We start from the raw sequence: 24,692 nt of genomic DNA on the forward strand, positions 1-24,692 counted from the left end.
CGTCAGAGCGGAATCTGCGTGGCGAGCGCGGCCCACGGATCGCGCAGCAGCTGACGATGACCGGCGATTGCGGCACGCTCCTTGACCAATGAGGTCAGAAGCGCGAGCCATTCGCGTGTCATGCGTTCGGCGGTGTGAGGGAAGCTCGGCATGCGCTCGGCCAGTGCGAAATAATCGGACTGAAGCCGCATCAGCGCCGGAATGAAGCCATCCCAGCCCGAGAACGAAACGCCGAAGCCCTCGCAGTATTCCGGCATGCAACCCGAATCCCGATAAAGCAGCGGCAAGCCGCACAGCGCGCCCTCGTTCTGGTGATTGCCGCCGGGCTCATTGACCGAGGCCGTGAGATAGGCGTGGTGCGAGCGCAGTTCAGCAGCCAGCACTTCGCCATCGAGCGGCTCGACATAGCGGGCATTCTGAAACCTGAAGCCCTTGGGCAGTTGGCCCACATACGTGAAGGCAACGCGATCACGCCACTCCGGCCGCCCGACCAGCTCATCGAGCGCGCGGTAGATGTCGAAGCCTTTCAGCGGGTGATAGCCCCAATGATGAGTCACAAGCTTGATCGGCCCCTGCCCGCTCCAGGGCCGGAAGCCGTTCGCATTGAACACCGCGCGATCCGAGCCATTGCGGACGACGAACCATGGTGAGCGAAGATGCCTCTGCCACACCGGCAGCTTGGTCAGCCATTCGCCGACGAACACCGTGGCGTCGGCCACATAATTCGCCCGCACCAGCTTGTGGTTGATGAACGGCTCGCCTTTGCGTTCATCGCATTCGTTGATGCGATGAACGACGAAGGCAGAAGGATTGCGCAGCGTGAGATAGCGGAGCACCGCGCCCGCGCCGAAGGTGACGTTGGGGGAACGGGTGCGCGGATCGACAATGAGAATGACGTCGATGTCGCGATCCTTCAGCGAATGCACCACCGAATGGCGGCTTTCCTTCAGCGCGCTGCACAGCGCCGCGATGAAGCGATTGCCGCCCCCCCACGGACCGGCATAGGGACGCTGATTGATCGAAACCTTCACAGGCCTTGGCGCCCGGCCCAGAGCGCCAGTCCGCGGCGCGCCAGCGCGATGGCGCCCTCACCGTTCTTCTCCAACTGATATTCAGCCAGCACCTTGGCGCGGGCGGATTCACCCACGCGCCTGGCGAAATCCCGATCGGTCCAGACGCGGTCGATCGCCTCGCCGAGCTTCCGGGCATCGCCCGGCGGCACCAGCACGCAGTGATCGCCGCCGCGTATGCCGGTCCACAGCCCGCGAATGTCGGACAGGATCACCGGCCGGCCGCAGCTCATGGCCTGCAGGGTGACGCTGTAGCCCGTCGGCTGATAGACGTCCTTCAGCGGCACGATCACGGCGCGCGCGCGGTTGTAGAGCTTGCGCAGATCCTGATCACTGATCGAATCGGAGCCGAAAAAGTCACCGGCCGTGACCGTGATGTGCCGTGCGCTCGCCGGGATTTTGACGGGCCGCCGCGTGATGATGATGGTGCGGTGACTGCCAGGCGCGGCTGCCAGGAGATCGTAGTCGCGGTTCGGGTCCTGCCCCACCGCGATGACGAAATCCTCCTGCGGCTCCTCGGGCATCGGACGCCAGAAGTCGGTGTCGATGCCGAACGGAACGACCGACGAGCGCTCGGCTTCGAGACCGTAGCGCTCCATGGCAAATTCGCGATCGGCCGCACCGAAGCAGAACACATGATCGAGGCTTCGCAGGGCCCGCCGGATGAGCCCTTGGACCGATGAGCGAGCCCATGGCGGCACGCGTTGATCAAGATCGGACAGCGCATGAAAGCCGCCCATCATGATCGGACGGCCGCGCTTGCGGGGCAGTCCAAGCCCGAGGCTCAAGGAGAATCCGTCGGTGTAGCTGATGACGACCTTGGAGTTGCGGAACGACGGCGCGCGCAGCCGGCTCGACAGCGGCCGCACCCCGAAATTGGTCGCGGCGATGAACGCGCGCTCGGCGATGTCGGCTGCGCCGCCGAGCAGGCCCGGCACCGCGCCCGCGCTCGACATCATTGCGGCCGAGATGCCGGCCCGGTCGAGATCCAGGAAGCCATAGAAGAATTCGCGCGGCGCTTCCTCGCCGCGCTTGAGCTTCTCGTAGCGGATGTCGCGTCCGCCTTTGGCAAACACGGCAACATCGGCGTTGCCCGAGAGCGACGATCCGGTGATGGCGTTCATGCGACCTTGCCGCCGAAGTTGCCGGCGTACCACTCGATCATTCGCACGATGCCTTGCTCGAGGCTGACGGTCCGGCGAAAGCCGGGATAGCTCTTGCGAAGCAGCGTCGAGTCCGCGCTTTTGATGCGGCGCCCCTCTGGCTTCGACGCATCGGCGATGAGGTGCGGATGACGTCCGGCGACACGGCAGATCGTCTCCGCGAGCTCCCGCAGAGTGACGGTCTCCTCGGTGCCGATGTTGACGACGCCTTTGAAGCCCGCCTCGACCAGCCCCGCCATCGCGTCCGCGCAATCGACCGCATGCAGATAGTTGCGCCGTTGCGTGCCCGATCCCCAGATCACCACAGGGTTGTCGCCGTCCATCACCTTCTTCACTTGCATCGGGATCGCCTGGCTGGCATCGCCCGACCATGTGTAGCGTTCGCCGTAAATGTTGAATGGCCTTACAACAGTCAGCGGCATGCCGATCTCTTTGGCAAGCATCAGCGCCTTCTGCTCGAGCATGCGCTTGGCCCAGCCATAGCCCCAGTTCGCCATCTCGGGTTCGCCGGAGAACAAGGGCAACTCGGTGATGGTGTCCGGACCATCGTCCGGATAAACGCAGGACGATGAGGCGACGAGCAGCCAGGCGGCAGGCTTCCGCGCCAACACACGGATGAGATTGCCGGTGATGCGTTCGTTGTGATCGAGGATGCTTAGGTGGTTGCCGGCCGAATAGCCGACGCCGAAGGCGCGGCTCGCCAGATGGAGCACCACCTCGGCATTCGCCAGGGCACGCTCCATCGCCGGCTGCTCTTCGAGATCGCCTTCGCGGATTTCGATCCGATCGGCGATCTTGGCCAGATAGTCGCGCCGCCCTTTCGAGAAATCGTCCGCGACGATGACTTGGGCGCCGGCCGCAACGAGACGCTCGGCCAGGAAAGAGCCGATCAGGCCCGCGCCTCCGGTCACGACGACGCGACGATTTGCGAGATTCATCGTTGAGCCTGGCGCATTACTCGGCGGCACGCGGCAGCATGCCGCTGCCCCGTCCCGCGAGCACATCGTCGCGCAGGAAGTCCACGAGCCGGTCCCGCCAGGCACGCTCGAAGGGCGTCACGAAGTGGCCCGCGGCGCGCTGAAACTCCCGGCCTCGCTTCACGCCTTCTGCCGGGTCCGCCATTTGCGCCGTCACCTGGATCAGATCGTCAGTTGTTGAGGCATGACCGATCTCCGGCAACTTGAGGAAATCGGCGAAATGCAGCATGGGCAGCGAATTCGCCAACTGCTCCGATCCGTCAGCACCGGCTGGCGTATAGGCCACAACCGGTTTTGCATGCAGCGCGGCCTCGAGCAGGATGGTCGACATCGGCGAGATGACGCCGTCGATGGAGCACAGAATATCGTGGGTGTCGCGATAGTCCGGCAGCGACATATGCTTGTTGCCTGCTCCGATCGCTTCGAGATAGGCGCGCATGTTGCGGTCGACCACGATGTGATCGAACTTGGCGCGGGCGAGACGGGCGCCATAGCGGCCGCCGCCGCCCCAAGGATGGGGCCGATAGACGAACGAGACGTTACCAAGGCGGCCGTCGCTGACGGCCCGATCCAGCGCCTGTAACGCCGCAAGCTCGTCGGTCTGGGCGTTGGAGCCGGCAAACAGAATGACCCGGCGGCTTGGATCGAGTCCATGATCGGCACAGAACTGTGCGCGGTCGATGCGTGGCCGATCGCGGTAGACATCGAACTGTGCCACACCGAACGGCACCACACGGTCGCGGTCCATGCGAATGAACCGCACCGCATGATCACGGGTCTGCGGCCCCCAGACCAACAACCAGTCCGGCGCGCCAACCATGGCGCGCTTCGTTGAAGGGTTGTCCCAGGAGTTCATCGCGACAACCAGCGGGATGGCTCGCTGCCGGCACTCGACCACGAGATCGTTGAGAAAGACGCTGTCGAGAACGCTGGGATGCAACACAACGTCGGGCCGCTCGCGATCGAGAAGGTCCGCCAGCGCGCGCGGAGGCTGCGCGGAAAGCCTTTTGTCCACGATCCGCCGGAACACCATGCCGCCGAGCGGCAGACCGGCCAGTGTCAGCAGCGCTGCCGATTTCCAGCCCAGAAGCTTCCAGCGGAACTTGCGAATCGCCGCCTCATGCTCGCCCGCTCGATACTTGAGCTGATCGACATAGAGCAGCCAACGCCAGGTCTGCTGCCGCTTGGCATCCACGGCGACCTTCTCGAACGGCGCACCGAGCGGCAATTGGGCCGGATCGAGCTTGACGCGCTTGCCGCCGTCGTTCGGGAAAATGAAGCGGACATCGGCCTGCTCGACCAACGGCTGGAGCGCGCCGCTCATCACGAAGTGGCGACAGATGATGTCGTGCTCGAGAAAAACCAGAACCTTCATGTTTGCAGTTTTTCGCGCGACAAAACCCACTCGACCAGTTCGATGTCCCACTCGGTGTCGATCGACACATGCTCGCCGTCGATGACCAGCGCACCGGCCTTGCGGCCCATGATCGAGCCCTGATCCGCCAGGCACTCGCGCGTCATCGCATAGGCGATGCCGTTGCGGTGATAGACCGGCTTCAACTGCTGGCGCGCGATGATCGCGCCGCCGTTCGGATCGTAGTAGCCAAGCTTGCCGTCCGCGACGGTCAGCTGCTTCAACGGATGCGCCTTGGAATCCGTCGCCGAAACCGTCCAGACCGAATCCCAGCCGCCCTCCGCCATCATCCGGATGGTCGAAGAGACATGCGCCGGCGTGCGCAGCGGCGATGTCGGTTGCAGCATCACGACCACGTCGTAGCGGCGGCCATCGACGGCTTCGGTCGCCTGCAGGGCGTGCCACAGCACGTCGTAGTCGCCGATGCGGTCGCCGGAAATCGACTCAGGCCGCATGAACGGTGCATCGAGCCCTGCGGCCTTGGCGGCCTCGGCGATCTCGGCATGGTCGGTCGACACCACGGCGCGGTCGATTTCCGGCACCTGTTTGACGATATCGCCGACGCGAGCGACCAGCGAGCGGCCGCCAACCTCGCGCAAATTCTTGAGCGGAATGCCCTTGGAGCCGCCGCGCGCCGGCACCACGGCAAGAACCGTACGGCCGGCGATCATTGACGCACCCGGGCAAGAGGACGTCGCGCCAGCCGGTCCAACAACGGCAGCAGCAGATTCAGATCCTTGATGCCATACGCGACACGCTCGCGGATGCGCGGCTCGACGGTCACGGCGACAAACCAGGCTCCCACGGTGCGCGCCGAAACGAGATCGTCCATGCTGTCGCCGACGACGACCACCTGCCGCGCCGACAGACGCTCCGACCTCATCAGCCTTCTGAGGTTATCCGTTTTCGAAGTCGGAGCCCCGAGCGTCCCGTCCAGATGGCCGGCGATCCCGCGCGCCCGAAGGAGCCCCAGGATGTCGCGGCGCGGCGTCGCGGAATTGATGTAGAGCTTCAATCCCCGCCGCTTCGACGCGGCCAATGCCGATCTCGCGCCGCGCCGTTCCGGCGCCGCCGCAATCGCCCGCGCACAACGCCGCCCATAGTCCATCGCGAGCTGATAGCCACGCTTCTCGATGTCCAATTGATCGCCGTCCGGATCGAGTTGCCGCGCCACCACGGCGAACAACCGATAGCGGTCGCCGCCCAACTGCAACGCCTTTTGCAAAGCCTCGCGGCCGCCGGTCATGCCAGCGACGGCGTCGTGCATGCACGACACTTTGATGGTGTTGGAATCGACCAAGGTGCCGTCGAAATCGAAGACGATGGCCCGGAACACTGACGACGAAGGCTACTGGCTCGGCACCTGAGCGGCGCGCAGCTGATCCTTCAGCTGAAAGCGCCCCCAGTGGTCGACGTTGGTCTTGCGCTGCGCGGATGACAGCTTGTTGATGGCTTCGTCGCGATAGACCGAGTCATCGGCGAATGCCGTGGTCGAGATTTCCTCGAACACGCATCCGGTCTCGGTCCAGAAGCGGTGCCAGACGCCGGGCAGCACGAGCAGCGTGTCGCCGCGCTCGAGCTTCTTGTAGCGGCCGTCGGCCTCGACATGCAGTTCGCCCCACAGCACCAGGAACGTCTCTTCCTTGAGCTTGTGGAAGTGAAAGGGATGCAACTGTCCGGCGAGCTGAACCAGCACCTTCTTGCAGTAGGAGCGGTTGATGATATTGATCAGCACCGCGCCGATCTTGCGGAAGTTGCGGACGCCGTAGTGGTGCGAATATTCGACCGTGAACTCGTTGTTCAGCGGCACCTTGGCGAAATTCAACAGCGCCTTCACCTCGTGCACGGCGTCCTTGATGATCTTCTCGTCGGCATCGCCCGGAATATCGACCTCGGTTTCCGGCACCAGCGCATCGGCTGCGATGTTGGTCTTCGCGACGATGCCGTCCTTCCATCTGCCGCTCTCCAGCGCGCCGGGCGCACAAGGGAACGCAAAATAGACGAGATCGCGCGTCAGCACCGTGCCGGCCTCGATCGGGCCGCGCGCATAGACGCCGCGCTTCAGATCGTCGATCGCGGCTCGCTCCTCCGGCAGCGCCGGCAGGCGCGGCCGCGAGCCGATCAGCACCTGCGTCCGCTTCCAGCTCGCGAACCATTGATCGACCTGCTCGGGCGTTGCCGAATAGGCATTCAGCTTGACGGTGTCTGTCGCAACGCCAACGTGGCGCTCGAACATCTGCGCGCCGAGCGCAGACGCGAGGCCAACCTGCACCATATCGGCGGGATTCTCGTGAGTCGACCAGCCGATCACGCGGCCAGGATAGCGCTCACGGAAATTGGCGATGTTGCCGAGATGGCAGGCAGCGTCCGGCGTCGGATAGATCGACACGCAATGCATCAGCGCGAAGTCGCAGCCGCGATGCTGAAGGAAGCTCACCAGATCGTCGACCTGCTCCTGAAGAAGCCCCCCGGTCGAAGCAATGACCGGAAGCCCTGTGGCCGCGACGCGCTCCAGCAGCGGCCAGTCGCGCGCCGAGCAGCTCGCAACCTTGATCACATCGAAGCCCATCTCGGCGATGCGGTCGACCGACGCCTCGTCGAACGGCGTGCACATCGAAATCAGTCCGCGCCGGCGCACGGCGGTCAGGAGCTCGCCGAACTGCGCCCAGGACAGCCGCGTCGAGAGGAAGCGCGGCACGTGCTTGTTGCTGCTCGTTCCCGTCATGTGGTCGACGTGAACGAACGTATCGAGATTGCGGAACTGGAATTTGATCGCGGCGCGCACACCGTGTTTCGCCACGGCGTCGGCACAGCCGTCAATGATCTTCAAGCCGTGCTCGACACTGCCCTGATGGTTGTTGGCCATGTCGAGGACAAAGAGATTCCGAAAGTCGAAATGTCCGATGGCTTCCGTCATAGGTACCTCCCGAATCCTCTTAGGCCGTCACCAGCGCGTCCGGCGTATAGCCGCGCGCATAGTCGATGCGAACGCGTCGGCCGGTTTCGGCCGAACGATGCGCGGCCGCCACCACCAGCATGGTATCGAGGCCGCGTGCCAGCGCGATCGGCGACGCCGCCGAATCATTCTTGAGGGCGGCATCGAGATGCTTGAGTTCCTCGATGAAGTCGTCCGGGCGTGTCTTCGATATCTTCTGCTCGGCGACATCGCCGCCCGAGACCGCCGAAAGCACGACATCGACGCCGGGCTCGCGGCCGCACCACCATTCGGCATAGCCTTCAGCGCCTTGAAGCCGCGCCCATTTGCGCGCCGGACGCGTCACCACGTCCTGCACGCAGCGCCCGACGAGGCCCTTCTCGGTGCGAAGGTTCATCACGCAGAGCCGATCGTAGTCGACTTTCTCATCGCGAACGAAGTCCAGCATCGCCTGCACTTCGACGATCTTTCCCGCGCCGGCCAGATGCGCGAAATGCTGCCACAAGTTTATCGCGTGCGAATGTTCGCCGGAAGCGCCGCCGCCGCGCTTCCAGAATCCTAGATAGGTTTCCCAGGGGCCGGCGAGCCACGGATGCGCGGCGAAGATGCCGCCCCAGTGTTCGCGGAACTCCACGTCGATGGTCGAGATCGCACCAAGCCCGCCCTTCCCGATCAGCGCGCCCGCGGCGCCGGCCGCGCGTCCGACCACGTGGTCGTAGCCGACGAACATCGCTACGCCCTTAGCGTGGGCCAGATCATGGAGCTGCTGCGCGCCCTCGAGCGCCGGACCGCACAACGGCTTCTCGACCAGCACCGCCTTGGGCTTCTCCTCGACCGCTGCCAACGCGAGTTTGATATGGCTGTCAGGCGGCGTTCCGACGATGATGAGATCGTAGCCGCCCTTCGGCACGTCGCGCGCTTCGAACAGAGAGATCGCCGGATCCCACGCGCCATAGCGCTGCGGATAGATCTCGTCGCGCGCCCGCGCCAGCGCCTTGGGATCGGTATCGCAAAGATCGACGCTCCAACCGAGCCTGCGGGACGCATTCGAGAGATGATTGCCGATCGAGCCGGCGCCGATGACTTTGACTTTCATGCCTTGTCGTCAGTTCTGCTACTATTTGGCCGCGACCACCGCGGCGGGATTTTCGTCTTCGTTCGGCGCGCCGGGCGACAGATCGCCGAGCTCCACGAAGCGCCGATAGGTCGGACAGGTCCGGATCAGGTTGTCGTGGCTGTCGAACCCGATCACCGCGCCCTTCTCCAGCACGAGAATCCGGTCGCAGTCCCTCACGGTCGACAACCGGTGGGCAATGATCAGAATGGTCTTGTCACGCGAAATCCGGCCGAGCGCCAGCGAAATCTCATTTTCGCTCTCGGCATCCAACGAACTCGTGGCCTCGTCGAAAATCAGCAAGCTCGGATCGCGATAGAGCGCTCGCGCGATGGCGACACGCTGGCGCTGACCGCCGGAAAGACGGTTGCCCCTGTCCCCGATCTCGGAGGACAGCCCGGACCGCATCTCGTGCTGGAGCAGGTCTCCCAGGTTCGCCACGTGCAGCGCTTCTAGCGCCTTCCGCTCGTCCATTTTTCCAGCGTCGGTCTCGAGGCTGACGTTAAAGCCGAGCGTGCCTTCGGCGATGAACGGAGCTTGCGGCACGTAACCGATCTGCTGGCGCCACGACGAAGCATTGCCCAGCGTCAGCTCCTGGCTGCCGATCACCACCCGGCCGTGGCTTGGCGGAAGCAGTCCGGTCAGGATGTCGACCAACGTGGTCTTTCCAGAACCTGAACGTCCGACGACGCCCAGGCGCATGCCGCGCTCAACGACAAATGAGATGCCTTCGATGGCAGACAGCGCGGCGCTCGGATAGGCGTACTGGATGTCCTCGACTTTGATGCTGTCCCACTTCGCCATAACAGGATTATCGAAGACAGCAGCCTGCTTTGCAGCGAGTTCGGCCAGTTCAAGATGGGTGCGTCGAACATTCCAGATCGCCGGCACCGCCATATGAAACTGGGCGACGGTGCCCGAGACCTGGTTGAATATCGGCACCATTCTGATCACCGCGACACCGTACACGGCCAGTGTCGTAGCCATCTCGGCGCGTATTTGGGAACGCGCCGCCACAAGACCGATCGCCACGAGGATCACAGCAATCGCAATCTCGATGGCATACTTCGGAATATTCTGCAGCGACGCCAATGACGCCTCGGAGTCGGCGTACACCCGTTGTGCGTCTACATACCGTCGGACGAAATAAGTTTCCCTCCCATTGATCTTGATGTCTTTGAAGCCGCCTATCGCATGGCTGAGGAACTTGAATGTCTCGTTGTGCGCCTCGTGCTTTTCCGCGGAAAGCCGTCGCATGCGCCGTTTAACCAACGCCAGAATTGCGAAGCCGAGCACCGCGCCAATCAAACTGACTGCAATGCTAAACAGGGGATCAATAGCGGCGAGAAAAATGACGAACGAGAGGATCAAGACGCCGTTGCTAGTCATTGACAGCGCGCCCTTCAACCCGGCGCGCGCCCACACGACGACATGAGTCATGACGGCGTTTTGGAGTTCCGCGGTGCTGTTTGACAGGAACCACTCATAGGGTGCGGCCATACACTGGGTCAAAAGATCGCCGGAGACGCGGCGTTCGACACGGGCGATCAGACGGTTCTGGTAACGGCTCACAAAATATTCGAACACATCTTTGGCAATCACCACCACCAGAAGCGCAATGGCGCAACCGGCCAGCAGCGTCTCGGCCGGCGGACTATTAAAAAACCGGTCCAATGTCGCCAGTCGGGCATGACTCTTGAGAGCAGACGGATCGAGCATAAGCCCGATGAAGGGTATCAATAGAGCCAGCGAGAAAGTTTGAAGGAGACCGTTGATCATCATGGCAACGGCGAGACCCGCAACTTCGGTGCGCTCTCGCCTGGTCAGCAGTTCCCAGCTCAAGCGGACAATATTCTTGAGTTCGATAGTGAAAGCGAGATTGGGCGCTGACATTCGACTAGTTGGTATTTAAGCGCGTTTGCACAGGGCGCGGCGCGCTAGGCGCGCACAATTTACTTTCGACTCGGCACAGGGCCGGTAAATGATGGATCGCTCTGTTCCTGGCGCGTGCCCAGGTTCTGTTTGCCTCCCCTGAGGGAGGCGGAGCGCCGAAACGGCGCAGGTCTCACTGGGGCACCTTTGCGAAGGCACCCCGCCCGCCCTTGCGGGGCAGGCGCGCCTTCCGGCGCTCCACCGCGGCGATTTATTGCGATACCGCCGTTCGAGATTCGATCGGACGGTGCGGGACGAACCCTTCCCTAAGGCCGCGTTGCCTTGGCCCTTCACCCGATCGCGCCCTGCCACTGAAGGCGGCCCCCTCATCGGAGACGGACGATGGCATCGCACCCTGGGACGTGGGAACGACCCACGCCTGCAGGCGCCGCAACCCGCTCCATCAGCCGCACGTCTCCGAAGAAGCCCTCAGTGAGCAAGGACTCATAAGACGCCCTCAGTGAGCAAGGACTCATAGAACTTATCAAGAACATACCTCAAGTGAACTTTCAGGTCTTTCGGTTGTCTACTAGACCGTTCACTGTCGCCCAGGGAACTCTCTTGGCTTTCTCAACCATACTGACCTTTGATCGGCCAGCTCTTTAACAACTTAAGTCGCTCATCATCGATTGGCTTCCAATACTTCCCCGCTCCTGATGGCGAAGAAAAATTGCTTCCGTCGACGATCAACATCCCAACTGCTTTGGCGAGAAGCGCAATGTTAGCCTTATAGACCTTGACCCTTATATTAACGTAGGAGTCATCGGGCTTCAAATTTACCGTCTCTGTTACGACGATAGGGCCTAAGTCGATTTCTTCTGTCATCAAATGCGCTGTGTTGCTGACCTGATCTCCATTGAAAAGAGCCCACTCAACTACAGTGCACCCCCGATAATCAGGCAGCTTACCTGGGTGACAATTCAAAACACCGATGCGAGGAGCTTTGAGCAACGGGCTCTTGATAATGCGAGGAGTACCGCAGTTTAACAGGAGATCGAGTCCAAGATTCTTGACAATCGCGACCGTCTCCAAGCCATTGTGGTTCGGAACTAAGTAGAACGGCCATTCACTGTAATTATACATACTCACTCGGGGAAACGCCCCCTCGGTTCTTTCACGGAATCGCTCGACGTCAGCATCGGCCAATGCTTTTTCGTCGAGGATCACGACCATTTCGGCGTCGAGCCCCGACAGTTCACGAAGCCAATACGGCAACAACGGCTCGTTGATCGTGCTAAGGCAACCTATACGCACAAGCTATCGTCCTGACGCTTGGACGTTAACCGGAACATGAGCAACACCGGGACGCAGGTAGTCCACCATTTGCGTTTCCCATTCCTCGGCCGTAAGCGTCAAAGCATCCAGAAACGGTAGATATTTTGCGACGTCGCCCTTGAGCAGGTTTGCGGGCGGCAAACGCCGGATGTCGCTCGGCTTATCGTAGGGATACGGCCACTGAATGATGAAGTGGAGCAGGAAATGAAACAATCTAGCGCCGTCGCGCTGTTCGTTAGATAACGACTCTAGCCGTTCTTCGCTCGCTAACTGGATCAACATCTCATCGTATGCTGGGAGGCTATCAGCCTCAGTCGTAAAGCCACGCTTGGCGTAATAAACACTGGCGCCAACAACGACACGCTTCCCCATCATTGCCATTTCAAGTCCGGTCGTAGATGAAAACACCGCCCCGAACTTGCATCGCTCCATCAAGCCATAAGTATTCACTTTCTGATTATCAGCGATGAAAATTAAACGGGGGTGATTTAACAAATGAGAGAGAGTCTCCGCACTACTTTCTTTTCCGCCCCAGTGAGCTCCCTCCGCTGGATGGGCGCGAACTACCACCTGCAAATTGGTGCGCTCCAGTAGCGTTGTTACCGTGCGGCGCAACCAGTCGCGCATGCTTGGAAAAATGCCTAAGAGCCCGGAATAACCAGCATCGTAGGGCACATTCGGGCAGACCAGCACGAATGGTGCTTCCGGTCCAATACCGGCAGCAATCAAGCTTTCATCGGTTGATTGCTGTGGGCTGTTCTGAAGTGTCCACGCCCATGTCGCTTTTGATGCATTGCGACGCTCTTGAAGTAGACCATACGCCCGCCCCGTAGCGAACTGTAAGAAGCCCTCTTCCAAATATCCGAGGTCGAACCGTCGGTCCCAGGCTTTAGCTAAATCTTTGAAGCTCTGTATGTCGTCGCCATGAGTAAGAATGCGCACGCTGCGAAAAGCAAATTTTTCAAATGTGTTGACAGGGAGACCAACCTCTTTTGCGACATGACAAAATTGGGCGGGTTCAAATGTGGTGCCATTCGCTACCAAGCATAGATCAAACGACTGTTTGTTTTTGATGAAGAATGAGCGAGCGAGCTGCCGCGCCGACAAAGCTTGAGCCTTGTAATAATTCCATGCTTCTCTTGTTTCCGTATCCGCCATATCAATCGTCTCTCGACGAGAGAACATGACTACGTCGCTTTTCACATTGTCATCAATTCCGATACCATCGACGTCTGGTGTAGTTAGAGCTTCTTCGGACAAATCAACGCATCGAATACGGCCGCAGGACAGCCCTTCCATGCGCATCAATGTGCGGGCGAGATAAAATTTCGAAGAAGGATGATCGCGAAGGGGCGGCTTAATAGGGCTCTGAAGCCGCGGAAGATAGCCGAATGTAATATGATGGCCCCTCCACGCGAGAAGAATTGCCAGAACCAAATCCAAGGTGAACTGCCCGCGATAAAGCGAGATGATGAAAATCCGCTTTGGGGGCACTCTGCATGGCAGCGGAGGAACCTTTAGTGCTTCAACCCATAGCGGCAAATGGGCGGGCAAAGACCATTTGTCATTCGGAGTAAGCCGCGCCAGGAATGGCGCGAGCACATCTATTGCCTTGGCGGCCCAACCAGTTGGATGGGAGAATGCAAAAGCCCGGTCTAGGCGCACTTCTATCATTTCACGCAGCCTGTTTGTACCACGCGTGAATAGGGGGGCCTTGCTCATCGATTTCGACAATCAGCAGCGCCTACGCATTTCTGCGCGTTCACGTCAGTGGTCGAGGCTGAGACCAATGATAGAATTTGATCAGTTGCCCTTTCGATTGCGCCGTAATGGATAGCAGCAGCGTTTACGTCGCTCTTATGCTCCCGCAAAATTAGCCAGTCGGCGAGTCGTTGCTCGTCTGGAATTCGCGCAATTTCAAGATCTTCGAATGGCAGACAATAATAATTTCTATCGACACCTGTCGGCTGCAGCGAAGCCGCTGGCACCCCACATATACGCAACTCCGCTAGCATTATTGAGGAAATCCCAACGGCAAGACGCGTATCCGCTATAGCCTCCTCTAACGGGAGGGTGTCGAGTGAGACACCTTGCGCACGACGCGCATATGTCCAGCGACGCCACGCCTCAATCGAGTCGGCAGGATGTGGCCTAAAGACGATCGGCGCATCGAGCTTGGCGGTGGCCATAGCGGAAACCAACATGTCAGCTAGGGCAAACTCGTTGATGCCAGCCTCTGGAAAACTTGTCGAAACAGGCTCCGAGATATATCGAATCGTGCGGGCCGTATCTCCGCCGTTATTCATTCGTCGCCGCATTAGTTGCGCGAAAAATGGACTGCCCACCACATCAATCGCCAGCTTTGACGGCCATGCAACCTGCTCTGCCGCCACCCGCATCGCATCGTCAAGCACCCAAAGCCTATCCGGTAGTGTCCAATTCTGTCCGTCATGGAAACGTTCGGTGTATGCCCACCACATGTCACAAATCGCGACGCACGGCACACCTAGCGACCTCGCGGTGTGCAACAAACGCTTTTCGAGCAGCGCGTTGGCCGAGGTACCACAGACGACTACGTCGTATCTCCCTTTTAGAAGCAATCCTCGCAGATAGCCGTCGAGTTCACCGGGACGGTGACAAAGCCTCTCGGTCAGTTCATCGGCGCCCGGCGCGAACTGAATGCCCGGCAATCGATATCTGAATTCACGCCGCACTCTCGGCCCAGCTAGAAAATGCGGAGTAAACCGGGAGTCTTCATTCCATTCACGCAAGAGCGGCGCGATGACGTTAAGACCGCCGGAATCGTTACCAGCAAGTAGCACGCGCGTAATCTTGTGGTTGTGATTGATGAAGCTCGACACGGGACGATTAAGCGACAGCGCTTTTGGCCGGAATTTTCCGAGAGAGAGCATTAACCAGACTAAAGGCGGCGTATGAGTCGATTTCAGATTGCTTCAAGAACGCCGCTAAACGCTCGATTTCGCGCACACATTCGTCTGGTCGACTCATAAGGCGATCTGTGATTTCGGCATACAAAGCGAGGCCGCTGCTGTCGCAGCTCATCTCCAAAGCGTCGACAAAACTTGGTGGCTTTGATAACGCCGTTGCAAAACAAGCCATAGCGCGCTCCCGCGCAATGTTCTCAGGCTCCGGAAGTCGCGAGATGCTGCTGAGGAGCCTGCGATAGTCATCGCGACTTTGCGCCGCATATCCTATCTTCCAATCAGAAAAATAGCTGCGGTCGCCCATTACGACAGTCAGCCCTTGCGCCGCAGCTTCCAGACCAATCGTTCCATGTACTGTCACGATAGCATCCGCGGCAGTCATTACCGTTTGTGAATCAGTATTCAACGGCAACACGCGTACGTGAGACGGCAAGTCTTGCGCCATATCGGCCAACGAAAAGCCGCCATACCAGTTCTCTGTGGGATGCGGTTTTAAAAGCCAAACAACATCATCGCAGGTCCTGATATGCTCAATTGTGCACTCCATCCAGTCCTTCATATCTGCGAAGTTTTTCATTCCAAAAGTATGCGGAAAATCAAACCAGATGTGACAATAGACCACGGCCACGGGCCGCGCGGTCTGGCCGCTGAGCATGAGTCGGGCCGCATTGCGATCGTTAATCCGCTTTGCCGGATTGAAAGCGTAGCGCGCGTTGATGTCGGTCGAGGTTCCGGTTACGCGCCTAGCCAAATCTTCTCGCCCGACTTCTGACAGTTGCTGTTGGACTATAGGCGCAAGGCTTTCAAATTGATCGAAAGGCAGATGCTCGACCGGCGTCGCATAGTCGGTACGGGAGCGGAAGCGGCGGATGCGGATCGCCTCGCAGAACGCAGTGAGGTGATAAGACGGAATTCCTCGTCCAATGGCTAGCCAGAGCAACGTCGCCCATTCGCTCTTCCAAGGATGACTTAACACGACGTGGACGATCTTCCGCCGATCAAGTTCGCGCCGATAGATTGCAACGTTCCGAAGAGTCTCAGCCAGCGTCTTCGACCAAATTGGGTCTCGCAGAAGTGGCTGCGGATGTGCTGCGAGCTTTAGCACCGTGTCGTAATACGTGTAGGCTGGCACTCCCTCCGGCAGCGGTATGTCCAGTAAATCTTGATAGCATCTAACTTTGGCTAGCAATGCATCAGCTTCCTTGCGGAAGTGCTCTGTGCAGAATTCGTCATCTTCTTCGACAAACAAGAATTCGCTAAAGCCCAAGCGCCGAAGCGCATTCAGCGCGCGGATATCACTCTTCTTTCGAAGAATGCCAAGAAGTCGGAAATTTTCACCCTTTGCGGCCAGTGCTTCGAGAAACAGCCGCAGCCGAAAGAAATGGTTCGGGTTGAACCACATGCCATCCGCGACAACGGTGCCCTCTCCCGCCGCGGCTGGCCGAGCGGGCTCAAGGCCGCTCAACAAACGATCTAATCTGTCCGCCGCGCGGCGCTGCCGCCACTGAGCGATGTAACGTTCGCCTAGTCGCCTCCAACGGGATGGGTCTATCGCCTTGAGCAGCAGAGCCGTCACGCCCGGCGTCCTTCCAACACCGCGAGAAGCTGCCCACTGAAGGCTTGGCTCTCAGCCTCACGCGCAAGCTGGCGGAGCCCGTCAGCCTGATTGCTGGCGATGGCGTTCAACGATTCGAATGTCCGGTTCAGCAACGGCTCGCCTTCCATCGCGAATGTATGCTTGTGCGTCAGCACCGTGAACGACGGATAGAGCGGATGAGGCGCGAGAAGGTCTACCGTCAGGGTTTCCGGGTTGTTCGACAACTCGATCTTGCCGGACGCGCAGTACAACCGCATTTCCCAAACATAATAGGCGCTGGCCGGCATGCTGATGAAGGTCGCCGCGACCCTGCCGGTTCCGCGGCTGAGCTCGATCAGCGTGGTGCTGCCGTGCCGGCCCTTCAACTCGGCCGACCAGCCGCCGCCCCACCAGGCGTGAAACAGATCGAGCATGTGGCTCGCCGAATGGCTCGCCTCTCCCGAATAGACAAACGTGCTGGCGATCGGCGCGCCGACCTTGCCGTCCTCGATCAGCCGCGACACCGCGCTGACGCCGGAATGAAACCGGCGCGGAAAATCGACCAGCACCGGGATTCCGGCCGCTGCTGCTTCCTTCAGCAGGCAGCTGCCCTTGGCAGCATCCGTCGCGAGCGGCTTCTCGACCAGGACGGCTTTCGGCCGGCAAGCCAGCACATCGCGCAGATCGTCGGCGTGCCGTTCATCGGGGGTCGCAATGCAGACGATATCCCACGGCTGGCGCAGCCATTCAGCGCGGTCGCGCGGCGTTTCCGGGCATCCCCATTTCGCCTCGGCGGCTCTGGCACGCTCGACGCTGCGATCATAGAAGCCGCCCAGCCGGAGCGACGAAGACGCGCTCACGGCGTGCGCGAGGCTGAGCACGTGCGCGTCGCCCGGCTTGTCGAAGCCCTGCGCCATCTGGCCCGCGCCCATGATGCCCACCAGCAAGCCGCTCACGAAACCAGTTCCGTCGAACGCACCGCTCGGCAGGAGTCGTGCATCTCGGGATGATCTTTGATCCAGCGGACGATGTCGGCCGCGCCATAGCGAGGCGAATGCGCGGAAAGCTGTTCATGCAGCTCGCGCATCATCCGGTAGTCTTCGCTGTAGTCGAGCGTGACAAGCAGATCCTCGCCGCCGACGCAGCTCGGATGGGCGATAAACCGCGGCTTCCACTTGCCGTGGCTTTCAGGCCGGTAAAATCCGAACGACACATGCTCGCGGTCTGCGGGGTCGTCGGTTTCGGCTTCGAGCTCGTACAGCGCCTTTGCGTCGAACACCTGCACGTCGAGACCCGCAGGAACGGACCGGTGCGGATCGGAATTGCTGATGTAGCGGTTCACCGTGCTGGTCTTGAGATACTCCGCGATCGCCTCATCGACAATCTGCGGATCGATCAGCGGGCAATCGCCGGTAATCTCGACACAGACATCGGCCTGCGCCGACCTGAGCGCACCGCAGACCCGGCCGAGCACGTCATCCTCGCTGCCGCGGAACACACCGATGCCAAGCTCACGCCCCAGCGCCGCCACCGGGTCGTCCGTTGCATTGACAGTCGTGGCGAGCACAACACCGTCGAGGCTCTTCGCTGTGCGAAGCCGAGAGATCAGCACACCCAGCATGGGCTGCCCGCCGGCCGACATCAGCACCTTGCCTGGCAGACGGCGGGACGTCATCCGCGCCTCGATCGTCGCGATGATGCGCGGCTTGCTCATGCCTGCGCTTGCCGCCGTTCGAAATCGGCCAGCGCCGGCAGATTCTCGAACACCTTGTGATAGGCCTCGATGGTGCTCTGCAGCTCCGCGTCCGAGAGATCGAAGGAGCAGATCCAGAACTCCAGCATCTGCTCGTGATGAAGCTTCTCGGCGACGGGGCAAAGTCCAGGGCCGTAGTGCCGGTTGGTCAGGTTGAACGGGAAGCCCTGCCCGCCGATCGCGACACGCTTCTGGAACAGCGGCAGCATGTAGAGCGGTTGGACATAGCCTTCGCCAGTCGGCACGCCTTCGGCGTTGAGCGCCTTGGCCAGCATCGCGCGCGACACCCCCGTCTTGGAGGCATCGTAGCGCGCGCCCCAGACGTAGTAGACGTGCCGACAATCTTCGCGCACCACCGGCACGCTGAGACCGGGCAACCCACGCACGCCTTCCGACAATCGGTTGGCCATCGCCTCGCGGCCGGCGACGAGACGATCGGACTTGCCGAGCTGCTCGACGCCGATCGCGGCGCTCAGCTCCGTCATGCGAAAATTGAAACCGACGATGTTGGTCAGGTCGGCCACGTTAAGCGGCTCGACGAGGTTTTCACCGTGGTTGCGGATCATCTTCAGACGCAACGCGAGATCGTCGTCGTCCGTGATGCAGACGCCACCTTCGCCGGTGTGGAAGTGTTTGTGATAGTTCAGGCTGAAGACGCCGATGTGGCCGATCGCGCCGGTGTAGCGGCCCCGCTCGGTGGCGAGCGGCGACTGCGCATTGTCCTCGACCAGCGCCAGGCCATGCTCGTCTGCGAGCGCGCGCAACTCATGAAGCTTCGCGGCATGGCCGAACAGATTCACCACCAGGATCGCACGGGTTCGCGGCGTGATTGCCGCGCGCACGCTGTCGACGTCGAGGCAATAAGTTTCGGCATCGACGTCGGCGAACACGGGGATGCCGCCGTAGAACAACGGCGCCATCGCGGTTGCCGACATGGTGTAAGGCGGCACAATCACTTCGTCGCCGGGCCCGACGCCAACGGCTCCCATCGCGGCAATCATGCCCGTGGTGTTGGAGTTGACCGAGATCGCGTGTTTGACGCCGAACTTCGCGCGCCACGCGGCCTCGAACTTGACGATCTCCGGGCCACCGCCGAACTCGTCGCACCACGCGCCGATGAAGCCCGAAAGCCTGCCCGACGACATCACGCGATCGACCGCGGCGCGCTCCTCCGCGCCGATCGTCATATAAGGCCGGAACGGCACGTTCAGCGTCGGACTTCCGCCCAGCAGTGCAAGCGTGCTCAACGGGACTTCTCCGTTCCACTCAGATGCTCGGACTTCAACGGCGTCCCCCGCGCGATGCCGCAGGCGGCGCGCCGGCCCAACACGTCCGGCAACAGTTTCGGCGGCAACCCAAAGCCGGGCCGGATCGAGCGGATGTTGCTCTCGGTGAACACCTCGCCCGCCGCGATGTCCCTCACGGCGTAAAGCGAGCGGCGGAACATCATGTTCGGCTTCTCACTTGGCGCCGCACCGCTGCGCACCGCACCCAGGGCGGCAGAAGCCGTGCGGCAGCCATCGACTACGGCTTTCAATTCGTCCGGCTCGAGCGAGAACGCCGCATCCGGCCCGCCGTCGGCCCGCGCCAGCGTGAAATGCTTCTCGATCACCGCAGCGCCCAGCGTCACCGCCGCGATCGGAACGGCGCTGCCAGGCGTGTGGTCCGACAGTCCGACCACCGTGCCGAACGTCTTTTCGAGGTGCGGAATGGTCGCGAGGTTGGCTTCTTCGGGAGGCGTCGGATAGCCGCTGGTGCAATGGAGCAGCGCGATCTCCTTCGCTCCCGCCTCACGCGCGGCGTCCACGGCCTCCCGGATCTCGGAGGGCGTCGCCATGCCGGTGGAGATGATCAGGGGCTTTCCGGTGGCTGCCGCCCGCCGGATCAGCGGCAGATCGACGATCTCGAACGAAGCGATCTTGTAGGCCGGCGCGCCGAGCTTTTGCAGAAGAACGATCGCAGTCGCATCGAACGGCGACGAGAAGCACGTGATGCCGATCTTGCGCGCATGCTCGAAGATCGCCGGATGCCAGTCCCAGGGCGTCGAAGCTTCCTGATAAAGCTCGTGCAGCTTGCGGCCATGCCAGAGCCCGCCTTCGATCACGAAGCCCGGACCGTTGTGATCGATGGTGATGGTGTCGGCGGTGTAGGTCTGCAGCTTGACCGCGTCGGCGCCGGCCTCCTTCGCGACGTCGACCAGGCGCAGCGCCCGCGAAAGCTCGCCGTTGTGGTTGCCGCTGAGCTCGGCGATCACGTAAGGCGGGTGGCCCGCGCCGATCGTGCGGCCGTCGATGGTGATGGTCGTGCTCACGCCGCGCGGCTCCGCAAACGTTCGGGCGCTTCGAACTGATAGCCAGCGGCCTTGAACAACGCCGCCGAAGCCTCGTTGCCGGGCAGAACGGTGGCAAGGATGTCCGCGCCTGGCACAACACGCCGCGCCAGAGACAGCGCCGCAAGACCCACGCCGCGCCGATGCCAGTCGGGATCGATTGCGATCGAGACCTCGTAGGTCGGCGCATCCGCGGCCACGCGATCGAGCCGCAGCATGCCGATCGGCGCCCGCTCGGCCTCGATTATCATGAGCATCCGGTCCGGATTGCCCAGGGTCGCGCTCACCCAGCTCTTGTGTTCGTCAATGCTCGGCACCGACGCGTGGCGCGCGAAGCGCCGCGTCTGCGGCTTGCTTTGCAGCTTCAGCAGCCAATCGGAATCGGCTGCATCGGCCAGCCGCAGCGAAACCTCGCTGCCGTCGGATGTGCGCCAGCGACCGGCGATCACCGCCATGAGCCGCTGCGCGCCCCGGCCGTCGGTCGTGGCCGACGCCGCGCGCGACATGGCGGTGCGCCGCGCGCGATCGGCCGCAAGCTCTTCGATTTTCGCGGCAAGCGCCGCCGGCTGATCGAGAATATCGGCAGTCAAAACCTCAGCCGCGCCGGAGGCCGCGAATGCCGCCGCATTGAACCGCTGGTTGTCGGCGGTCGGGATCAGGATGGCCGGCAAGCCGAGCAGCGCGCGCTCGAAGCTCGACGTGCCTGGCGCGCCAATCGCAAGATCGGCCGCAGCCGTCAAAGCCGGCAGGTTGCCGGGGCCGACATGCAGCGACACCCGCGCGCCTGTTTGCTTGCGCACGCTCTCCAGATGCGGCGCACCGGCCCCGACCACGACATCGACGTCTGCGTCGAGTTTCGCCAGAGCGAGCGCCGCCAGCACCTTGCTCGTCGCATCGATTGGGTCCGTCGCTCCCATCGAAACGATGATGCGCTTGACCGCTCCACCTGTTGCGAGCCGCGCAACGGCTTCCGCCCGTTGCTGCTGCCATTCCCGGCGGATGATCGCGTGCTGGCCGCCGAGCAGGAGCCGTCGCGCGCCCTTGCCGGCGTAATCGGACGCGGCGCGGCCGGGGGTCGGATCGACGAGGACAACGCAATCATGTGCGCGATCGGCCAGATCGTCGAACACCACAACGGTGCGGCCCTGACGTTTCACGGCCGCTTCGAACTTGGCATCGAGCCCGTAGTGGTCGACCACGACCAGCGTGGCGCGATCCTCGATCTGCGCCTGGCCGTTTCCTTCGGCATCGACGATCGCATGCCCGCTGGCCGCAAGCGCCGGCACGGCCGCGAGCCCGTCGCGCCGCGTGACGAAGCCGATCGACCAGCCGGCCAGCGCCAGCGTTTCGGCAAAAGCCAGACAACGCATGACATGGCCGCCGCCGATCGCGGGCGACGCATCGCAACGAAACACGGCGTAAGCCGTCATGGCTTTTCGAACAGCCACCATGTGAGATTGTCGAGGCCGGTCACTCGCTTCCAGGCGAAGCCGTAGGCGGTGACGCGAAGATTGGGAAACAGATCGAGCCAGAAGCCGCCGAAGTCGCGCTTGAACAGCCGGTCGTTGTGGCCGCGGTAAGGGATCATCTCCGGCTTGTCGGAGAAATATTCGATGGCCGCGATCCAGCGCGCCGAGCAGCGATGGATTTCGCGCACCGATGCCTCGAGCTGATCGGGGTGGATGTGGATCAGCACGCCCGATGTGAACGCCAGATCGGCCGCGCCGTCGGCAAAATCGATCTTGGTGGCAAGCCCGCCGCGAAGGTCCTCGGCCTTGAGGACGCCGTCATCGACCAGCCGCTGGCGCGCCTTGTCATTCGGCTCCAACGCAAGAAAGCGCGCGCTGGTCAGAGCCCGGAGCGAGCGCAGGTTGATGCCGAGGTTGGCGCCGACCTCCAGGATCGACTTCGGCGGCGCTGGCAGTGTGTGCGACAGGATCTCAGACCACATCGCGCGCCGCGCCTGCAACTGCTCCGGCGAGGCGACGTTGCGGTCGATGTAGGAATCGCCGAACTCGCCCTGCCAGAAGGCCGCCTGCGGTGTGGTGGAGTTGCTCATGATGTTCAGCTTGTCAGGAAGCCGCGCGTTCGAGCGAACGGCCGGCGTTGATGGCGATGATGTCCGGACGCTCCGCGAGCATCGCCAGGACTTCATTGATCCGCGCCGGGCTGCCTTTCGGAAGTGCCGCAAACACCGCGCGGAAAAATTCAAGGTCCTCGGGATAGTCGAGCGTCCAGCGGTGAGAGGCGAGCGCGGGATTGCCGGACGAAAGATTGGCGCGCTTGAGATGTGGGGCCCGGCGCAGCCAGGGCGTCACGTGTTCGTGGTCGTGAGCCTCGCTGGTGCTGGTCTCCGCTTCGACCAAGGCCGCCGTGGTGAAGGCCTCACAATCGAGCCCATGTGGATATGTGCGTGGTGTGTTGTTGGCTGCGTAGTCCGCGCCGGAGTCTCGACGCAGCGCCAGCACCTCGCCGCACACCTGCGGATCGATCAGCGGACAATCGCTGGTGACCCGCATCACGATATCGGCCTTCACGCTTCGCGCCGCGCCGAGATAGCGCGCCAGCACATCTTTTTCCGAGCCGCGAAACGTCGCCGCGCCGCTCTCACGTGCGACCGCTTCAAGCGGGGCGCTCTGGGGCTCGTCCGGCATTGCGCAGACCACAAGGTCGGCGCCCGGAATCGCGCGGCAGCGCTCCAGCACGTGATGCAAAACCGTGCGGCCGGCAAGCTCCTGCATCACCTTGCCGGGGAGCCGGCTCGATCCCATGCGCGCCTGAACGATGACGGCGGTGGTCAAGTCAGAGCCTCACAGCGAAGCCACGTTCGGCGAGATACTTCTTCGCCTCACGTGGCGTCTGCTCGGTGAAATGGAACATCGACGCCGCGCCGACCGCCGCAGCCCGGCTGCCGCTCAGCAAATCGGCCATGTGCTGGTATTCGCCGCAGCCGCCGGACGCGATCACGGGAATTCCGACGGCCGCCGCGACATCGCGCACCAGATCGACATCGTAGCCGCGCATCGTGCCGTCGCGATCCACCGAGGTGAGCAAGATTTCGCCGGCGCCGAGCGCTTCGGCCTGTTTGGCCCATTCGACCGGAGCGCGACCCGTGGCAGTGCGGCCGCAATGGCTCATGACCTCGAGCTTGCCGCCATCGCGCTTCACGTCGATCGCCACGACAATGCACTGCGCGCCGAACTCGGCAGCGCCGTCGCGAATGAGCTCCGGCATCTCGACCGCAGCGGTGTTGATCGCAACCTTGTCGGCGCCGACCGCGAGCAGATCGCGGATGTCGTCGATCGACTTCACGCCCCCACCCACCGTCATCGGCATGAAGCAGTTGTCAGCGAGCTCGTCGATCTCCTGGAAATCCGGCCGGCCGCTGTTCGGAGTCGCCGCGATGTCGAGGAACACGAGTTCATCCACCTCGCGCAGATTGTAGACGCGGATGGACTGCAGCGCCGTGCCGACCCGGCGCCAGGAATCGAAGCCAACGCCCTTCACCAGGCCCACGCCTTTGAACAGCAAGGTCGGGATGATCCGTGTCTTGAGCACGATGCTGTCTCAGACCGCCAGAAAATTCTTGAGCAGCCGGAAGCCGCTCTTCTGGCTTTTTTCGGGATGAAACTGCGTGCCGAAGATCGGCCGGCCCACCGCCTCGATCGCGGCCGTGAAGCCGCCGCAATAGGGCGTGCGCCCGCCTTCGTCCTTCGCATCGGCCAGCCGGACATGAAAGCTGTGCACGAAATAGAAATCCGACGGCCCGCCGCCGTTGAACAGCACCGAGCCCGTCCGCGGCACGACCTCGTTCCAGCCAATGTGCGGAATGCGCTCGTCGCCGTTGGCTGGCGCAAGCCGTACCACCTCGCCCGGCACGAGACCCAGCCCCGGCGTCGAACCGTTGGTGGCGCCCTCGCTGCTGCTCGTCGCCATCAGCTGCATGCCCAGGCACGCGCCGAGGAACGGCGTGTTGCGCGCAGCACCCGCCTCCTGGATCACCTCGAACAAGCCGAACTCGCGGATGTTGCGCATCGCAGCCGTAAAGTTGCCGACGCCCGGCAGCACGATACGGTCGGCCCTGCCGACTACGCGCGGATCGCGCGACCGCACCACCTCCCTGGCACCGCACTCTTCGAGCGCGCGCGTCATCGAGTCGATGTTGCAGAGACCATAGTCGACGACGACGGTGAGACCGGCAGTCATGTC

22 protein-coding genes are annotated in these 24,692 nt (G+C 62.0%); all 22 read right to left on the bottom strand.

Going from position 1 to position 24,692, the window contains the following annotated elements; all coding sequences use genetic code 11:
• Positions 1 to 2: 2 nt before the first annotated feature.
• Entirely contained in the window at positions 3 to 1,031 is a 1,029-nt protein-coding gene (locus RHPLAN_RS27170; RefSeq protein WP_068024769.1) for a glycosyltransferase, read from the bottom strand.
• Positions 1,028 to 2,194, bottom strand: a complete 1,167-nt coding sequence (locus RHPLAN_RS27175; protein ID WP_068024772.1) for a glycosyltransferase family 4 protein — start codon at positions 2,192 to 2,194, stop codon at positions 1,028 to 1,030. Before RHPLAN_RS27175 ends, RHPLAN_RS27170 begins: the two co-directional genes overlap by 4 nt.
• Positions 2,191 to 3,171: an NAD-dependent epimerase/dehydratase family protein gene (locus RHPLAN_RS27180; protein WP_068024775.1), complete on the bottom strand. Its 981-nt coding sequence runs from the start codon at positions 3,169 to 3,171 to the stop codon at positions 2,191 to 2,193. The genes RHPLAN_RS27175 and RHPLAN_RS27180 overlap by 4 nt, the downstream gene beginning before the upstream one ends.
• Before the next feature lie 16 nt (positions 3,172 to 3,187).
• Entirely contained in the window at positions 3,188 to 4,585 is a 1,398-nt protein-coding gene (locus RHPLAN_RS27185; RefSeq protein WP_068024778.1) for a CDP-glycerol glycerophosphotransferase family protein, read from the bottom strand.
• Entirely contained in the window at positions 4,582 to 5,295 is a 714-nt protein-coding gene (locus RHPLAN_RS27190) for an acylneuraminate cytidylyltransferase family protein (RefSeq protein ID WP_068024781.1), read from the bottom strand. Before RHPLAN_RS27190 ends, RHPLAN_RS27185 begins: the two co-directional genes overlap by 4 nt.
• On the bottom strand, positions 5,292 to 5,900 hold the full coding sequence (locus tag RHPLAN_RS27195; protein ID WP_237180220.1) for an HAD family hydrolase: 609 nt from the start codon (positions 5,898 to 5,900) through the stop codon (positions 5,292 to 5,294). Before RHPLAN_RS27195 ends, RHPLAN_RS27190 begins: the two co-directional genes overlap by 4 nt.
• A gap of 72 nt (positions 5,901 to 5,972) precedes the next feature.
• Complete coding sequence (locus RHPLAN_RS27200; protein WP_068024787.1) at positions 5,973 to 7,541, bottom strand: N-acetylneuraminate synthase family protein; 1,569 nt, start codon at positions 7,539 to 7,541, stop codon at positions 5,973 to 5,975.
• A 19-nt stretch (positions 7,542 to 7,560) separates the two neighbouring features.
• A complete protein-coding gene (locus RHPLAN_RS27205; protein WP_068024790.1) occupies positions 7,561 to 8,655 on the bottom strand; it encodes a Gfo/Idh/MocA family protein in 1,095 nt (364 codons plus the stop codon).
• Between the two features lie 21 nt (positions 8,656 to 8,676).
• Positions 8,677 to 10,566, bottom strand: coding sequence for an ABC transporter ATP-binding protein (locus RHPLAN_RS27210; protein ID WP_068024792.1), 1,890 nt, complete (start codon positions 10,564 to 10,566; stop codon positions 8,677 to 8,679).
• 609 nt (positions 10,567 to 11,175) lie between these two features.
• Positions 11,176 to 11,820 (bottom strand): formyltransferase family protein, encoded by a 645-nt coding sequence (locus RHPLAN_RS27215; protein ID WP_157100513.1) that lies wholly within the window; start codon positions 11,818 to 11,820, stop codon positions 11,176 to 11,178.
• A gap of 42 nt (positions 11,821 to 11,862) precedes the next feature.
• Positions 11,863 to 13,614 carry a hypothetical protein gene (locus RHPLAN_RS39705; RefSeq protein ID WP_157100514.1) on the bottom strand — a complete coding sequence of 584 codons (1,752 nt, stop codon included), beginning with the start codon at positions 13,612 to 13,614 and terminating at the stop codon, positions 11,863 to 11,865.
• Positions 13,599 to 14,741, bottom strand: coding sequence for a glycosyltransferase family protein (locus RHPLAN_RS39710; RefSeq protein WP_157100515.1), 1,143 nt, complete (start codon positions 14,739 to 14,741; stop codon positions 13,599 to 13,601). The genes RHPLAN_RS39705 and RHPLAN_RS39710 overlap by 16 nt, the downstream gene beginning before the upstream one ends.
• 7 nt (positions 14,742 to 14,748) lie before the next feature.
• Positions 14,749 to 16,401 (bottom strand): hypothetical protein, encoded by a 1,653-nt coding sequence (locus RHPLAN_RS27225; protein WP_157100516.1) that lies wholly within the window; start codon positions 16,399 to 16,401, stop codon positions 14,749 to 14,751.
• Positions 16,398 to 17,357 (bottom strand): Gfo/Idh/MocA family protein, encoded by a 960-nt coding sequence (locus tag RHPLAN_RS27235; protein ID WP_068024809.1) that lies wholly within the window; start codon positions 17,355 to 17,357, stop codon positions 16,398 to 16,400. Before RHPLAN_RS27235 ends, RHPLAN_RS27225 begins: the two co-directional genes overlap by 4 nt.
• Positions 17,354 to 18,115: a cytidylyltransferase domain-containing protein gene (locus RHPLAN_RS27240; RefSeq protein WP_068024812.1), complete on the bottom strand. Its 762-nt coding sequence runs from the start codon at positions 18,113 to 18,115 to the stop codon at positions 17,354 to 17,356. The genes RHPLAN_RS27235 and RHPLAN_RS27240 overlap by 4 nt, the downstream gene beginning before the upstream one ends.
• Positions 18,112 to 19,401, bottom strand: a complete 1,290-nt coding sequence (locus RHPLAN_RS27245; RefSeq protein ID WP_084245623.1) for a DegT/DnrJ/EryC1/StrS family aminotransferase — start codon at positions 19,399 to 19,401, stop codon at positions 18,112 to 18,114. Before RHPLAN_RS27245 ends, RHPLAN_RS27240 begins: the two co-directional genes overlap by 4 nt.
• Entirely contained in the window at positions 19,398 to 20,465 is a 1,068-nt protein-coding gene (pseI, locus tag RHPLAN_RS27250) for a pseudaminic acid synthase (RefSeq protein ID WP_198164515.1), read from the bottom strand. Before pseI ends, RHPLAN_RS27245 begins: the two co-directional genes overlap by 4 nt.
• Positions 20,462 to 21,913 (bottom strand): UDP-2,4-diacetamido-2,4,6-trideoxy-beta-L-altropyranose hydrolase, encoded by a 1,452-nt coding sequence (pseG, locus tag RHPLAN_RS27255; protein ID WP_068024818.1) that lies wholly within the window; start codon positions 21,911 to 21,913, stop codon positions 20,462 to 20,464. Before pseG ends, pseI begins: the two co-directional genes overlap by 4 nt.
• A complete protein-coding gene (locus RHPLAN_RS27260) occupies positions 21,910 to 22,542 on the bottom strand; it encodes a pseudaminic acid biosynthesis-associated methylase (RefSeq protein ID WP_068024821.1) in 633 nt (210 codons plus the stop codon). The genes pseG and RHPLAN_RS27260 overlap by 4 nt, the downstream gene beginning before the upstream one ends.
• A 13-nt stretch (positions 22,543 to 22,555) precedes the next feature.
• Positions 22,556 to 23,284, bottom strand: a complete 729-nt coding sequence (locus tag RHPLAN_RS27265) for a cytidylyltransferase domain-containing protein (RefSeq protein WP_068024824.1) — start codon at positions 23,282 to 23,284, stop codon at positions 22,556 to 22,558.
• A gap of 1 nt (position 23,285) precedes the next feature.
• Positions 23,286 to 24,041, bottom strand: a complete 756-nt coding sequence (hisF, locus tag RHPLAN_RS27270) for an imidazole glycerol phosphate synthase subunit HisF (protein WP_068024827.1) — start codon at positions 24,039 to 24,041, stop codon at positions 23,286 to 23,288.
• 9 nt (positions 24,042 to 24,050) lie between these two features.
• Positions 24,051 to 24,689 (bottom strand): imidazole glycerol phosphate synthase subunit HisH, encoded by a 639-nt coding sequence (gene hisH, locus RHPLAN_RS27275; RefSeq protein ID WP_068024829.1) that lies wholly within the window; start codon positions 24,687 to 24,689, stop codon positions 24,051 to 24,053.
• Between the last annotated feature and the right edge of the window lie 3 nt (positions 24,690 to 24,692).

The sequence above is a fragment of the Rhodoplanes sp. Z2-YC6860 genome (assembly GCF_001579845.1).
GTDB lineage: Bacteria > Pseudomonadota > Alphaproteobacteria > Rhizobiales > Xanthobacteraceae > Z2-YC6860.